The organism is Sphingobium sp. MP9-4, from assembly GCF_005281675.1.
Taxonomy (GTDB): Bacteria; Pseudomonadota; Alphaproteobacteria; order Sphingomonadales; family Sphingomonadaceae; genus Sphingobium; species Sphingobium yanoikuyae.
This window is the reverse complement of record NZ_LUFI01000032.1, coordinates 50,801-65,132: the sequence shown is the minus strand read 5'-3', so window position 1 is coordinate 65,132 and position 14,332 is coordinate 50,801. Positions and strand designations below refer to the sequence as shown.

11 protein-coding genes and 3 pseudogenes are annotated in these 14,332 nt (G+C 62.2%); 9 read left to right on the top strand and 5 right to left on the bottom strand.

Annotated features, from left to right (window positions below):
• Positions 1–69 precede the first annotated feature (69 nt).
• Positions 70–1,320 (top strand): molybdopterin-dependent oxidoreductase, encoded by a 1,251-nt coding sequence (locus tag A0U87_RS10760; RefSeq protein ID WP_048939394.1) that lies wholly within the window; start codon positions 70–72, stop codon positions 1,318–1,320.
• A 10-nt stretch (positions 1,321–1,330) separates the two neighbouring features.
• Positions 1,331–1,807, top strand: a complete 477-nt coding sequence (locus A0U87_RS10755; RefSeq protein WP_048939393.1) for a hypothetical protein — start codon at positions 1,331–1,333, stop codon at positions 1,805–1,807.
• Between the two features lie 484 nt (positions 1,808–2,291).
• Here the strand turns inward: A0U87_RS10755 and A0U87_RS10745 are convergent.
• Positions 2,292–2,618 (bottom strand): annotated as a pseudogene (locus A0U87_RS10745) (ATP-binding protein); the annotation flags it as partial.
• 18 nt (positions 2,619–2,636) lie between these two features.
• Here A0U87_RS10745 and A0U87_RS10740 point away from each other — a divergent pair.
• Positions 2,637–2,858: pseudogene (locus tag A0U87_RS10740) on the top strand (transposase domain-containing protein); the annotation flags it as partial.
• A 17-nt stretch (positions 2,859–2,875) separates the two neighbouring features.
• On the top strand, positions 2,876–3,121 hold the full coding sequence (locus A0U87_RS10735) for a hypothetical protein (RefSeq protein ID WP_063141591.1): 246 nt from the start codon (positions 2,876–2,878) through the stop codon (positions 3,119–3,121).
• Positions 3,122–3,913: 792 nt separating this feature from the next.
• Here A0U87_RS10735 and A0U87_RS10730 read toward each other — a convergent pair.
• Positions 3,914–4,243, bottom strand: a complete 330-nt coding sequence (locus A0U87_RS10730) for a hypothetical protein (protein ID WP_063141589.1) — start codon at positions 4,241–4,243, stop codon at positions 3,914–3,916.
• 612 nt (positions 4,244–4,855) lie between these two features.
• On the opposite strand from A0U87_RS10730, the pseudogene A0U87_RS10725 reads away from it, so the two are divergent.
• Positions 4,856–5,488 (top strand): annotated as a pseudogene (locus A0U87_RS10725) (ATP-binding protein); the annotation flags it as partial.
• 4 nt (positions 5,489–5,492) lie between these two features.
• On the opposite strand, the gene A0U87_RS10720 reads toward A0U87_RS10725, so the two are convergent.
• The 3 genes from A0U87_RS10720 to A0U87_RS10710 form a co-directional block, all read right to left on the bottom strand.
• Positions 5,493–5,879 (bottom strand): polymer-forming cytoskeletal protein, encoded by a 387-nt coding sequence (locus A0U87_RS10720; protein WP_010337288.1) that lies wholly within the window; start codon positions 5,877–5,879, stop codon positions 5,493–5,495.
• Entirely contained in the window at positions 5,860–7,050 is a 1,191-nt protein-coding gene (locus A0U87_RS10715; RefSeq protein WP_010337289.1) for a M23 family metallopeptidase, read from the bottom strand. The genes A0U87_RS10720 and A0U87_RS10715 overlap by 20 nt, the downstream gene beginning before the upstream one ends.
• 167 nt (positions 7,051–7,217) lie before the next feature.
• A complete protein-coding gene (locus tag A0U87_RS10710; RefSeq protein WP_048938085.1) occupies positions 7,218–9,494 on the bottom strand; it encodes an EAL domain-containing protein in 2,277 nt (758 codons plus the stop codon).
• Between the two features lie 359 nt (positions 9,495–9,853).
• Between A0U87_RS10710 and rpsL the strand changes: the two genes are divergently transcribed.
• From rpsL to tuf, 4 genes are all read left to right on the top strand, one after another.
• Positions 9,854–10,225 carry a 30S ribosomal protein S12 gene (gene rpsL, locus A0U87_RS10705; protein WP_004208728.1) on the top strand — a complete coding sequence of 124 codons (372 nt, stop codon included), beginning with the start codon at positions 9,854–9,856 and terminating at the stop codon, positions 10,223–10,225.
• 15 nt (positions 10,226–10,240) lie between these two features.
• On the top strand, positions 10,241–10,711 hold the full coding sequence (gene rpsG, locus A0U87_RS10700) for a 30S ribosomal protein S7 (RefSeq protein WP_004208727.1): 471 nt from the start codon (positions 10,241–10,243) through the stop codon (positions 10,709–10,711).
• A gap of 157 nt (positions 10,712–10,868) precedes the next feature.
• On the top strand, positions 10,869–12,941 hold the full coding sequence (gene fusA / locus A0U87_RS10695) for an elongation factor G (protein ID WP_004208726.1): 2,073 nt from the start codon (positions 10,869–10,871) through the stop codon (positions 12,939–12,941).
• A 137-nt stretch (positions 12,942–13,078) separates the two neighbouring features.
• Positions 13,079–14,269, top strand: coding sequence for an elongation factor Tu (gene tuf, locus A0U87_RS10690; protein WP_004208725.1), 1,191 nt, complete (start codon positions 13,079–13,081; stop codon positions 14,267–14,269).
• The last annotated feature ends 63 nt before the right edge of the window (positions 14,270–14,332 follow it).

The window sequence follows — 14,332 nt, the reverse complement described above, 5'->3', positions numbered from 1 at the left end:
GTAACGGTGTTCTGATCGCTTGCTTCTCACAGCAGCACCCGCCACCATTTTGCCCGAGAGGATACGACCATGGACAGACTGGATGCCGAGCTCGCGGCCGAAACAAGCCGCCGCCGTTTCCTGCAGAATGCCGCGCTCGGCGGTGCAGCCATCGCCGCTGCGCCTGCGCTGGCGCAGGGCATCACGCAGGGGCTGACCGACCTGCATCTCCCCGGCGGCAATGCGCAGCGCCCGATGACGAGCGCATTTCCCGGCAAGGGCAGCATGATCCTCCAGCGCATCCATCCGCCCTTGCTCGAAACACCGATGGCTGTCTTTGACCGCGACGTGTTCACCCCCAATGATCAGTTCTTCGTGCGCTGGCACTGGGCGGACATCCCGACCTCGATCGACGTCGATGCTTTCAGGCTCACTATCCGCGGTCACGTCAACAAGCCGATCGCGATCAATCTGGAACAACTGATGCGCCTGCCAAGGGTTGAGATGGCCGCCGTGAACCAGTGCTCGGGCAATTCGCGAGGGCTGTTCCAGCCCCGCGTCCCCGGCGCGCAGTGGGGCAACGGGGCGATGGGCAATGCGAAGTGGCTCGGCGTGCGCCTGCGCGATGTGCTCGATCTGGCCGGGGTGAAGGCGGGGGCCGTCCAGGTTCGTTTCGGCGCTCTCGATCAACCTGTGGTCGCCGGTGCCCCGGACTTCGAGAAGGCGCTCGACATCGATCATGCCCGCGACGGCGAAGTGATGATCGCCTTCGGCATGAACGGCACGCAGCTGCCGCTCCTCAACGGCTTCCCGATCCGGCTGATCGTGCCGGGCTGGTACTCCACCTACTGGGTCAAGATGCTCAACGACATCGAGGTCCTGCCCGGGCCTGACGACGAATACTGGATGGCCAAGGCCTACAAGATCCCGGCGACGCCCGGCGCCAATGTGAAGCCTGGCGCCAAGGACTTCCCGACCGTTCCGATCAACCGCATGATTCCGCGTTCGTGGGTCACCAGTCTGGGCGAAGGTCAGCGGATCGCGCACGAGGCCTCGATCCCGCTTGGCGGCATCGCCATGGGCGGCGACTGCGGCGTGGCGCGGGTCGATGTGTCCACCGACGGCGGTCGCCACTGGTTCGCGACGACGCTGGGTCCGGATCACGGAAAATACAGTTTCCGGCGGTGGGATGCGCAGGTTCCTTTGCCCGGCGCCGGAAAGACGTCGCTTATGTCGCGCTGCTGGAACACGGCCGGCGTCGCACAGCCGATGGTGCCGATCTGGAACCCCGGCGGGTTCATGCGCGGCAATATCGAAACCACCACCATCGTGACGGCATAAGGAGCCCGGCATGAAAGCGCCAACCCCAGGCATGCTGGCCGTCGGACTGCTCGGCGTGACCGTCTTCACCCTCATGATGGTGGGCCCTCCCGGCAGCTACACCCCGCCGCCCGAACCCCAATCGGTAGGGCCTGCACCCAGCAGCATTGCTGTGAACGGCTTTACCCTGACCTCTGATACTGTCGATCTTCCCGTCGATGATCAGCTATATCCCGATGGCCCTCATGCCGATGTCATCAATGCGAACTGCACGTCCTGCCATTCGGCCAGCATGGCGATGACCCAGCCCGTACTTTCAGCGGACCAGTGGAAGGCAACGGTCACCAAGATGAAGGATGTCTACAAGGCTCCCGTCGCGGAGAAGGACATTCCGGCTATCGTCGACTATCTGACAGCGATGAGTGCAGCGCAGGATGGGGCGCCGACCGGAAAGGTCCAGAATCCTGCTCCTAACGCTGCGCCGGATGCCTCTGGAGCAACCGGTTGAGCGCCAGGCTGCGTGACGTCTGCTTTCGGGCGCTACCCTCGGAGCTTTGAGCGGCGGGAATGGGCGCACTTCCGCCGGGCCGCTCAACGAACCGAGGATGGTCGGTTCGGGCAGGAGCGGTCATTCAAGTCCGTTCTCCGGAACGCCTTGAGTTGGTCGGCACAAGCCCCAAGCCATTCTCACCCCCGTCCTCGCCGGCAAGCGTTCTACAGATGGCCAATGTGGCCATAGGAGAATGATCATGGAGATGCCTGAAACTGAATTCGTCCCCACCAAACGCCCGGTCTGGAATGCCGGAAGGGCCGTGGGTGTCAAACGGCGCGCAAACGGGACCCCGTATCGGCGTTGAAGAGGGACCCCCTTTTCGAGATTAGGCAAACGGTTGTGGGGAGCGCCCTGCGCTGGGTGCGGTGGAGGTCGGGCGTAGCCCGGCCGGAGGCGCACCCAGCGCAAGTCCGTTCTGAAGCTAGGGTGAGAGTGGCGGCTAACTGCGGTTTTTGAAGCGCCAGCTGTCGTTGCCGGTCTCGACGATATCGCAGTGATGGGTGACCCGGTCGAGCAGAGCCGTCGTCATTTTGGGGTCACCGAACACGGTAGGCCACTCGCCGAAGGCGAGGTTGGTCGTGATGACGACGCTGGTACGTTCGTAGAGCTTGCTGATCAGGTGGAACAGGAGCTGGCCGCCAGAGCGCGCGAACGGCAGATATCCAAGCTCATCGAGCACCACCAGGTCGAGCCGTGAGAGCTGTCCCGCCAGGGTCCCGCCCTTGCCGATCCGGGTCTCCTCTTCGAGGCGTGTCACCACCGACATGGGCAGAATGAACGGGCGATGGCACTCGGGCGGAAAGCATGGCTATTTTGCGGCTCCGATCGCGGTGGTCAGCGCGCCGCCATCATGTTTTCACTCATTCAGAGCTGCCGCCTCAACGACGTCGATCCCCAGGCTTGGCTCGCTGACGTCCTCGCCCGCATCGCCGATCATCCGGCTAATCGGCTTGGCGATCTACTCCCATGGAATTGGAAACCAACAGCGTTGAAGCTGGAGCCGTGATCTCATAGCATCACGGCATGGAATTTGGCCCGCAACCCGAACTGATTGAATCCTATCTCTGCCGGTCCATCGAACAGGCGGGCGTACGGCTGACCATCAACATCGTGCGGCTCGCCACCGAGCGCGGTTGGTCCCTCGAGGTCGTCAACGAGCACGGCACCTCGACGGTCTGGGACAATCTATTCCCCACCGACCGCGATGCCGATGCTGCATTCCGCGATGTGCTCGCTCAAGAAGGCGTCGAGGCCTTCCTCGGCAAGTAAGATGCCAAATCCCCCAGCAAACCGTCAGTAACCGCGCTCCTCACCGGATGCGTACTTTGGAAACGGGATTAAGGCTACTCGTTGAGGACAGCCCGCTTGGGCGAGAACTCCGCAGCAGCAATCCAATCTCATTGATAGAGCAGTCAACGGAGGAGGCGCGCCGTCGCCTATATCGTCAAGCGAAAGCCGATATGGAACGGTTTGCTTCGCTTAGCGATATCAACTTAGATCAGTTAGAATGTCATAATGTAGAAATGACAAACAAATCTATCATCAAGGTTCTGTTGGCAATCGACCAAAATTGAATATCTCAGGCTATAGAATGCGTCACTTCGCCTGAGCGGCCTACAAATAAATTTAATGCGCGTCTAAAAACCGTCTTACTTTTGCCGCATGTTTGGCGCTCCTTCATGCTGCGCTGGCCGCACTATGCAGTCCGGAGCATCGCAACAGCATCGAATTTTCTCAGCTGGAAACATTGGAAGCTCCGGAGGTTCGCGCCATCCACGACCATGTGCGGCACATCTAACTTGATACACCCCAAAGTGGTTCTGCCTGAGAACTCCATCTTTTCCACATAGCTGGCAAACAGTCCTCGACTCTCTAGTCGCGCGAGCAATTAGCTCCTCAGATCGAGGTCCACTGCGCGCTACATAGACATACAGGGCGCCAGCTTTTTGCTGAGCATCCAGAAGGAGAACGGATGGGTTATCCTTTTTGAGCTCACGGATGAGCTTCTTAAATATGCCATCCCAACCCAAGTCGACCCCCCGGTATCGATCAACAGCGTAGCTACGCATCCTCGTTACCCTTCTTGTTTTCGGCGAGCGCGGATTGAAGCTGTTGCGCGACGATCGGATTGATCCCGTGGCCGGCGGTAATGCCCGCTGAGTTCGAGATTTCTGCAACAAGCCCCCAGACACCATCGCTTCGCTCGCGAAACGCAAGGACATATCGATCAATCGCTGCAGTAGAGAGATGCTCGCTGCAATTCTGCAGAATACGCGCCTCGTAAGCCGAGGCACCATCTATATCTGCCTCGTTAGATGCAAATATATATCCGATCTCATGTGATTTGCTTTCATCACCATCCGGCCAAATCTCCGCTGTCACAACCAGCATGAGAAACCCCTGTTTGAAGGCAGGGCGAGATTTGATTTACGATTACTCAGACCGAGCGAATACAATCGGTGCATCAAGCAAATATCGATTAATAGTAGCATGATGGTCCCCACGAGCCAGATCCGGGCGTGGTTAGTCCCTGCGCGCGTGTCGCAGGCGCTGCACCTTTAGGCAGAACCTTGGACATAGCGCAGCCACCCGGACGAGAGTATCTCGTCGGGCACGCGGCAGTTGAGGTAACCAGCCTCACTCATCCGATTTTGCGGACGAGCCATGCAACCAATAGCGTCACCGCAATTTTCTTCAACACCGCAAAGGATCCTCAGGGATAAGTTCCTTGATTGAACGGTGAACAGTTTATCTTCGCGTTTGACGATATCACCCTATCAGCCGCCTGCGGCGGTTGCGAATGACCGAGTTCGAAGATGAACTTCGAACTCGGTCATTCACTCGATAAAGCGTCGTGTTTCCGGACATGTCGGGGTGAGAAAATCTGGCTGTTTTGAGACTACAGATTGAGATGACATCTATGAGTCACCATTATGTCGAGCGTCATCATGGCTATGCCAGGCGGAGGGATGCTGGATGAGAGACTCGAGACACTCTGGAGAGAATATCGGCGTGCTGTTCCTGGATGAGCTGCCGGAGTTTCAGCGGGTGGTGCTGGATTCGCTGCGCCAGCCGCTGGAGAGCGGCGAGGTCAGCGTGGCGCGGGCCAACGCCCATGTCACCTTCCCGGCGCGGGTGCAGCTGATCGCGGCGATGAACCCCTGTCGCTGTGGCCATCTGTCCGACCCGGCGCTGGCCTGTTCGCGCGCGCCGCGCTGCGCCAGCGATTATCAGGCCAAGGTGTCCGGGCCGCTGCTCGATCGCATCGACCTGCATGTCGAGGTGCAGGCGGTGACGGCGGCCGATCTGGTGCTGCCGCCGCCGGCCGAGGGATCGGCGGAGGTGGCGGCGCGCGTCGCGGCGGCCCGCACGCTGCAGACTCGGCGCTATGCCGGCAGCAAGGTGCGGACCAATGCGGAGGTTGATGGCGAGCGGCTGGAGGATGTGGCCGGGCCGGACGAGGCCGGGCGGCAATTGCTGGCACAGGCCGCTGCCGCGATGAAGCTGTCGGCGCGCGGCTATACGCGGGTGTTGCGGGTGGCGCGGACGATCGCCGACCTGGCCGGCGCCGAGCAAGTCGGCCGGGTGCATGTGGCCGAGGCGCTGAGCTACCGGCGGCGCGCGCCGGTCAACTGAGCGCTCAGGCTGCGCTGTCGCTGGTGATGAGCTTGAGGTCGGCGGCCGCGACCGGGCCATTATCCTTGTGGGCGAAGCGGCCTTCGACCCGGCTGCCGGCTTCGATCGTGATCCGCTCGTAGGTCACGTCGCCGGTGATGCGGGCGGTGCTTTCGACCACCAGTTCCTCGGCGCTGATCGATCCGTCGACCAGGCCCGCAAGGCGCGCGCTCTGCGCGGTGACATGGCCGATGATGCGGCTGTCGGGGCCCTGGACCAGCGCGGCGCAGCGAATGTCGCCGTCGATCACGCCATCGACATGCAGGTCGACGGTCGCGGCGAGATTGCCGGTAATCGTCACGTCGCTGCCGATCAGCGAGAAGGGGGTGTGCTTAGCCCCGGTTGCCGACATCGGCGAGACGGGCCGTGGCGATTTGCTGGACTTGGAGAACATCTTTGCGGGCCTCGAGGAAACGGCGGGGATTGATGGGATCGCCGTTCACGCGCACCTCGAAATGAAGATGCGTGCCGGTCGAGCGGCCGGTGGAGCCCATGCGGGCGATCTGGTCGCCGCGCGCGACCTGCTGGCCGACACGGGCATTGAAGCCGGACAGGTGGGCGTAGCGGGTCATGATGCCATTGCCATGGGTGACTTCCACGACATTGCCGTATCCGCTGCGCTGGCCGACATAGCTGACCTTGCCGGGGGCAGCGGCCAGAATCGGCTGGCCATAGCGGCCGGGAAAGTCGAGTCCGGCATGGAAGGCGGCGTGGCCGTTGAACGGGTCACGGCGATAGCCATAGGAGCTGCTGAGCATCGGCGTGCCGGTCGGCTGGCCCGATGGAATGCGCAGCAGGCTGGTTTCCAGAAATTCCATGCGCGACAGGGCGGTGGCGAGCTTTTCCAGCTCGGCCGGCATCGCATCTTCGTCCCCATGCCAGGGCACGAACGGGCCACCCTGGGCGCGGGCCGCGTTGCGGGCGAGCGCGTCGGGATTGAGGCCGAAGCTGCGGATCGCGGCGGCCGCCTTCTGCGCGCGGGCTTCCACCGCACCGGTCAGCAGGGCGGCAAAGCGGCGCTGGCGGGCGTCGACCTGCATCAGCGGCGCGGCTTCGGGCGCCATGCTGATCTTGGCGTCGAGCTTGCCCTGGCCGGCCTTGTCCGTGGCGGCGTCCGCCTTGCCGACCGGGGCATTGGCCGCGGCATCACCGGGTTCGCCGAAATGGGTCTTGTAGAGATCGTCGATGAAATCCTGGCGCGCTTCCAGGTCATGGGCGAGGTCGTTCACAGACTTGCGATAGCCGTCGACCTTGCGTGCCTTGCTGGCGACGGCCGCACCCTTGGCGTCCAGCATCGCCCGGTCATGGGCGACGGCGGCGCTGCTGGCGAGCATCGATATGGTGACCGCGCCCCAGCCGACCAGGCCGGTCGACAGGATGCCGAGGGCCATGAGCTGGGCGCGCTTGGAAATGCGGATGAACTTTACCTGGCCGCCCGAGCGCAGGAAGATTTCCCGCTCCGGGCACAAGGCACTGAGCCTGGCCCAGAGGGTGGCGACCCCCTTCTTCTTGCGCTGCGACAATTGCGACCCCGTAACTATTTATTTCGGTGAGTCGGGCCGGTAGCAAAAGAAGATCGGACGCGCGAATCCACAGCCGCGGACTCGTGACGAGTCGAAGCTAAACCGGGACGAAATGATCTTCGTCCCATTTGGTTCCCTGGCTTTGAAAATATTTTTCGCGATCCGCTTCAGCTTCGGCGGGCGAAGCGCGAGGGCTCAAGAAAGCTGGGTAATTGCGATGCCGGAACGGCCGCGCTCCAATAATAGCCCTGGCCATAATGGCAACCACCTGATCGCAAATATTCCAGTTGTTCAATCGTTTCGACGCCTTCGGCGACGGTTTTCACGCCCAGGCTGTAGGCGAGGTTGAGCACGGTGCGCACGATGGCGGCATCATCCGGGTCGGTTTCCAGATCGCGGACAAAGCCCTTGTCGATCTTGATGACGTCGATCGGAAACTGCTTGAGGTGGGACAGCGAGGCGTAGCCGGTGCCGAAATCGTCGAGGGCGATGGCCATGCCCGACTGGCTGAGGCGCTGAAGATTGCGTTCCACCACATCGACATTGCGGCCGAGGAAGACGGATTCGGTGACTTCCAGCTCGATCCGGCGCGGTTCGACATCGGCATGGGCGAGGCGGGCGAGCAGCCGGTCGGGGAAGGCGCGGTCATGCAGTTCGACGCCGGGGACATTGACCGCGACATGGCCGAAATCGATGCCGGCGCTGGTCCAGGCCCGGCAATCGGCTAGCACCTGATCGATCATCCGCTCGGTGATCTTGCGGCCCAGTTCGGGATGTTCGAAGGCGGCCAATATCTGGTCGGGCATCATCAGCGTGCCGTCCGGACGGACGCAGCGCAGCAGCGCCTCGAAACCGATGACGCGGCCGTCCTGCAGGTCGACCTTGGGCTGATACCAAGGCACGGGCTGGGCATGGGCGAGTGCGTCGCGGGCCCGTTCCAGCATCCGCGCCTCGGTCTGCCAGCTTTCCAGCAGACTCGGTTCGAACAGGCAGGCGCGTCCGCGCCCGCTATTCTTCGCCTCATACAGGGCGATGTCGGCATGTTTCATCAGGTCGATCATGTCGCCGGCATGGTCGGGATAGAGGGCGACGCCCATGCTGACGCGGCAATCAATGTCCCGCCCGCCATGGCGCAGCGGCATGTGCAGGCGCGCGATCATGCGGCTGAGGATGGTGTCGAGATCGGCCAGGCCGCGCAGGCGGGTGAGGATGACGGCGAACTCGTCGCCGCCCATGCGCGCGATCATGTCGGCGGGGCGTACCGAGTCGCGCAGCCGTTCCGCCACGGCGCACAGCAGGGCGTCGCCGGCGTCATGGCCGGCGCTGTCGTTGATCCGCTTGAATTCGTCGACATCGGTCAGCACGACCGCCATCTGGCCGCCGGATCGTTCGGTCGACTGGGCCGCCTGCATCAGGCTGGCCATGAAATGGGAACGATTGGCGAGGCCGGTCAGGGCATCAGTCATCGCCAGATGGGCAAGATGGCGTTCGGCCTGCTTGCGGTCGGTGATGTCGACGATGCTGGCAAGGATACATTGTTCGCCGGCGAGCAGGATCGGGCGGGCGCCCAGCAGAACATCGCGGATGATGCCTTCGTCATTGGCGAGGCAGCATTCGTCATTGTCGATGCTGTCGCCCCGCGTCAGCCGATCGAGCAGACGCAGCGGCGGGGCATGGTCGACGATCAGCGCCAGCCGGGCGACATCGTCCGCGGTGCCCAGATTGCGTGTGGCGGAATCGTTCATGCGCAGGACGGTGCCGTCGTCGCGGATGACTATCAGCGGCAGCGGCACGGTCATGAACAGCCGTTCGAGCGCTTCGCCATTGGCGGCGAGCGCGACGCGGGCGGCCTGCGCATCCTGGCTGGCGGTCCATTCCATACGCTGCAACCGGTTGGTGCGGGCGATCGCGATCCACATGCCGCAATGAAGCATCAGCACCGCCATGATCATGCCGGGCATGGTCGGCGATAGAGGGGCAGGGGCCAGATAGCCGATCAGCAGCGCGACGCCGCAGCCCAGGCCGCCGCCGACATTGCCGCGGAAGCTCGTTGGCACCACCAGGTAGAAGACGAGCGGCAGCATCACCAGGACGAAGATGGCGATGTCGCTGCGCGAGGAGACGAGGAAGGCGACGCCGATGGCGGTGACGCATTGCCAGGCAAAGCAGATGCGTTCGACCGCCTTGAAACTGTGCATGTAGCGGCACAGGCCCAGGCTGACGAGCGACCAGAACACCACGACCAGGCGGGCGGGCACCGCGACCCAGAAATGGGCCGTCCCGGCAAAGCGCCAGTCGCTCAGCAGGAAGAGGGTGTTGAGCAGCGCCGACAAGGCGAAGAGCAGATGGGCGTGGCGACGCGATTCGGGCAGTCGATCGGCCTGGAAGGCGGCCTCCCGTTCCGGGCTGTGGAACTCGCCGCTAATGCGGGAAAGTGCAATCACGACTGGTCCATCTGGATATGGGGGCTGCGGGGAAAGATCCCATAATCTGCAGCATGTTAGCAAAATGATAAAATGTCATTCACTATGTGGCGCGCGCATCTCCGCGCGTCTTCGGGTGCTATGCTTGACCCTTCCGTCCCTCGTCGCTATAGGGCCGCTGCCCCGCGCTATGCGTCTGGAAGACTCGTTTTCCCGCCGCTTTCCGGGGCAAGCACTAGAGCTGAACATTATCGGCTGTCCCTGCGGCTCCGGGCGGATCTTGTCCGTCGGGGGCCTTTGCCGTTCGGAATTTTCGTGATTCCGGCCGGTCAGGAACGCAGGTGGCGTCCGGTAAAGTAACTGAAAAGGTGAAGGGCTTCATGCCAACAATCAACCAGCTGGTCCGCAAGGGCCGCGAACTGCAGAAGACCAAGTCCAAGGTCCCTGCGATGGATGCGAACCCGCAGAAGCGTGGCGTTTGCACCCGTGTCTACACGACGACCCCGAAGAAGCCGAACTCGGCTCTCCGTAAGGTGGCGAAGGTGCGTCTGGTCAACCAGCGCGAAGTCATCACCTACATCCCGGGTGAAGGCCACAACCTCCAGGAACACAGCGTCGTGCTGATCCGTGGCGGCCGTGTGCGAGATCTTCCGGGCGTGCGCTATCACGTTCTTCGCGGCGTTCTGGATACCCAGGGCGTCAAGGATCGCAAGCAGAGCCGTTCGAAGTACGGCGCCAAGCGTCCGAAGTAAGGGGAGAACAGTAATATGTCACGTCGTCGTCGCCCCGAAAAGCGCGTTATCCTGCCGGATCCCAAGTTCGGTGATATCGTGCTGTCGAAGTTCATGAACAGCATCATGCAGGACGGCAAGAAGGCCGTCGCCGAGTCCATCGTTTACGGTGCGCTCGATACTGTCGAAGCGAAGTCCAAGAAGGACCCGATCGGCATGTTCCATGACGCGCTGAACAATGTGAAGCCCGGCATCGAAGTCCGCAGCCGCCGCGTCGGCGGTGCGACTTACCAGGTCCCCGTCGAAGTGCGCCCCGAGCGCGCCCAGGCGCTGGCGATCCGCTGGCTGATCACGGCTTCGCGCAACCGCAGCGAAACCACCATGGCCGCCCGTCTGTCGGGTGAGCTGCTGGACGCTGCCAACAACCGCGGCAATGCCGTCAAGAAGCGCGAAGATACGCACCGCATGGCGGAAGCGAACCGCGCCTTCTCGCACTACCGCTGGTAACAGCAGGGCGGGCGCTTATATGCCCGCCTTGTTATTTGGTTTCCAAAATCGGTCCGTTCGCCGTGGGTGGCTACCCATGGCGAACGGATTGGTTTAGGGGCCACGCGCAGAATTAACGAATCCCCAACCGCCGGCGCGCCGGCAACGGAGAAGCATCATGGCCCGCAGCCATCCGCTCGAACGCTATCGCAATTTCGGTATCATGGCGCATATCGACGCCGGCAAGACCACCACGACCGAGCGTATCCTTTACTACACCGGCAAGTCCTACAAGATCGGCGAAGTCCATGACGGCGCCGCGACCATGGACTGGATGGAGCAGGAGCAGGAGCGTGGTATCACCATCACCTCGGCTGCAACGACCTGCATCTGGAACGACCACCGCCTGAACATCATCGACACCCCCGGCCACGTCGACTTCACCATCGAAGTCGAACGCTCGCTGCGCGTGCTCGACGGTGCGGTTGCCGCGTTCGACGGCGTTGCCGGCGTTGAGCCGCAGTCGGAAACCGTGTGGCGCCAGGCGGACAAGTACAAGGTTCCGCGGATGTGCTTCATCAACAAGCTCGACCGCACCGGTGCCGACTTCTATTATTGCGTGCAGACGATCATCGACCGTCTGGGCGCGACCCCGGCCGTCCTGTATCTGCCCATCGGCGCAGAGTCGGACTTCAAGGGCCTGGTCGACCTGGTCGAGAACCGCGCGATCATCTGGAAGGATGAGAGCCTGGGCGCCGAATTCTACTATGAAGAAATTCCGGCCGACCTCGCCGACAAGGCTGCCGAATATCGCGAAAAGCTGATCGAGCTTGCCGTCGAGCAGGACGATGCCGCGATGGAAGCCTATCTGGAAGGCAATCTGCCCGACACCGCGACCCTCAAGAAGCTGATCCGCAAGGGTACGCTGGGTCACGCCTTCGTGCCGGTGCTGTGCGGTTCGGCGTTCAAGAACAAGGGCGTTCAGCCGCTGCTCGACGCCGTCGTCGACTATCTGCCGAGCCCGCTCGACATCGAAGACGTCCAGGGCGTCAAGATGGACGGCGAAACCCCCGACAGCCGTCCGACCTCGGACGACGCGCCCTTCTCGGGCCTGGCGTTCAAGATCATGAACGACCCGTTCGTTGGCTCGCTGACCTTCCTGCGCATCTATTCGGGCACCCTGACCAAGGGCACCTACCTGAACTCGGTGAAGGACAAGAAGGAAAAGATCGGCCGTATGCTCCTCATGCATGCGAACAGCCGTGAAGACATCGACACCGCCTATGCCGGCGACATCGTCGCGCTGGCCGGCATGAAGGAAACCACCACCGGTGATACGCTGTGCGCCGAGCGCCAGCCGATCATTCTGGAGCGGATGGAATTCCCCGAGCCGGTCATCGAACTGTCGGTGGAACCCAAGACCAAGGCCGACCAGGAAAAGATGGGCGTCGCCCTCAACCGCCTGGCTGCCGAAGATCCCTCGTTCCGCGTCTCGACCGATCACGAATCGGGCCAGACCATCATCAAGGGCATGGGCGAACTTCACCTCGAAATCCTGGTTGACCGCATGAAGCGCGAGTTCAAGGTCGAGGCGAATGTCGGTGCGCCGCAGGTGGCCTATCGCGAGTATCTCAAGAAGGCCGTCGACGTCGACTACACCCACAAGAAGCAGTCGGGCGGTACCGGTCAGTTCGGCCGTATCAAGGTCAAGTTGACCCCCGGCGAGCGTGGTTCGGGCTTCGTCTTCAAGGACGAGATCAAGGGCGGTAACATTCCCAAGGAATATATCCCCGCGATCGAAAAGGGCATGCGCGAAACCGCTGCCACCGGTTCGCTGATCGGCTTCCCGATCATCGACTTCGAAGTGCTGCTCTATGACGGTGCGTACCATGACGTCGACTCGTCGGCGCTGGCGTTCGAAATCACCGGCCGCGCCGCGATGCGCGAAGCGGCGCAGAAGTCGGGCATCACCCTGCTCGAGCCGGTCATGAAGGTCGAAGTCGTGACCCCGGAAGAATATCTGGGCGACGTCATCGGCGACATGAACAGCCGTCGTGGCCAGATCCAGGGCACCGATACGCGCGGCAACGCGCAGGTGGTCGAGGCGATGGTCCCGCTGGCCAACATGTTCGGCTATGTGAACTCGCTGCGTTCCTTCACCCAGGGCCGCGCGAACTACTCGATGATCTTCTCGCACTATGACGAAGTGCCGCAGAATGTTGCGGACGAAGTCAAGGCGAAGATGGCCTGACGAGTTTCCCTGTCCGGGCCGTGCAATCGGCTCGGATAGGGGCTGGTAATCTGTGAATATGCTGCTATGGACGCGCCTTCGCGAGGCGCGGCCGAGCGGTCAGACCCAAGCTGATTTTGATTAGAAGGTAGGATAAAATGGCTAAGGCTAAGTTTGAGCGGAATAAGCCGCACTGCAACATCGGCACCATCGGTCACGTTGACCATGGTAAGACCTCGCTGACCGCGGCGATCACCAAGGTTCTCGCCGAAACCGGCGGTGCGACCTTCACCTCGTACGACAACATCGACAAGGCTCCCGAAGAGCGCGAGCGTGGCATCACCATCTCGACCGCCCACGTCGAATATGAGACCGAAGCCCGTCACTACGCGCACGTCGACTGTCCGGGTCACGCTGACTACGTCAAGAACATGATCACCGGTGCCGCCCAGATGGACGGCGCGATCCTGGTTGTTTCGGCCACTGACGGCCCGATGCCGCAGACCCGTGAGCACATCCTGCTCGCCAAGCAGGTCGGTGTTCCCCAGCTGGTCGTGTTCATGAACAAGGTCGACCTGGTCGACGACGCCGAAATCCTCGAGCTGGTCGAGCTGGAAATCCGCGAGCTGCTGAGCTCGTACGACTTCGACGGCGACAACATCCCCGTCATCGCCGGTTCGGCTGTCGCTGCCCTGCAGGACAAGACCCCGGAAATCGGCCACGACGCCGTTCTGAAGCTGATGGCTGCCGTCGACAGCTGGATCCCGCAGCCCGACCGTCCGGTCGACAAGCCCTTCCTGATGCCGATCGAAGACGTGTTCTCGATCTCGGGTCGTGGTACCGTCGTGACCGGCCGCGTTGAAACCGGCATCGTCAAGGTTGGTGAAGAAGTCGAAATCGTCGGCATCAAGCCCACCAAGAAGACCACCGTCACCGGCGTCGAAATGTTCCGCAAGCTGCTGGACCAGGGCCAGGCCGGCGACAACATCGGCGCGCTGATCCGTGGCGTGGGCCGTGAAGAAGTTGAGCGTGGTCAGGTTCTGGCCAAGCCCGGCTCGGTCACCCCGCACACCGAATTCGACGCCGAAGTCTACGTGCTGTCGAAGGAAGAAGGCGGCCGTCACACCCCGTTCTTCGCGAACTATCGTCCGCAGTTCTACTTCCGCACCACCGACGTGACCGGCGAAGTGATCCTCCCCGAGGGCACCGAGATGGTCATGCCTGGCGACAACGTGAAGCTCGGCGTCAAGCTGATCGCTCCGATCGCCATGGACTCGGGTCTGCGCTTCGCAATCCGTGAAGGCGGTCGTACCGTCGGCGCAGGGGTTGTCGGCACGATCTCGAAGTAATATAGGACCGCAGCGGCGCGAATCGCCCGATTCGCGCCGCTGAAGTTTTTTACCCGCCCCGGA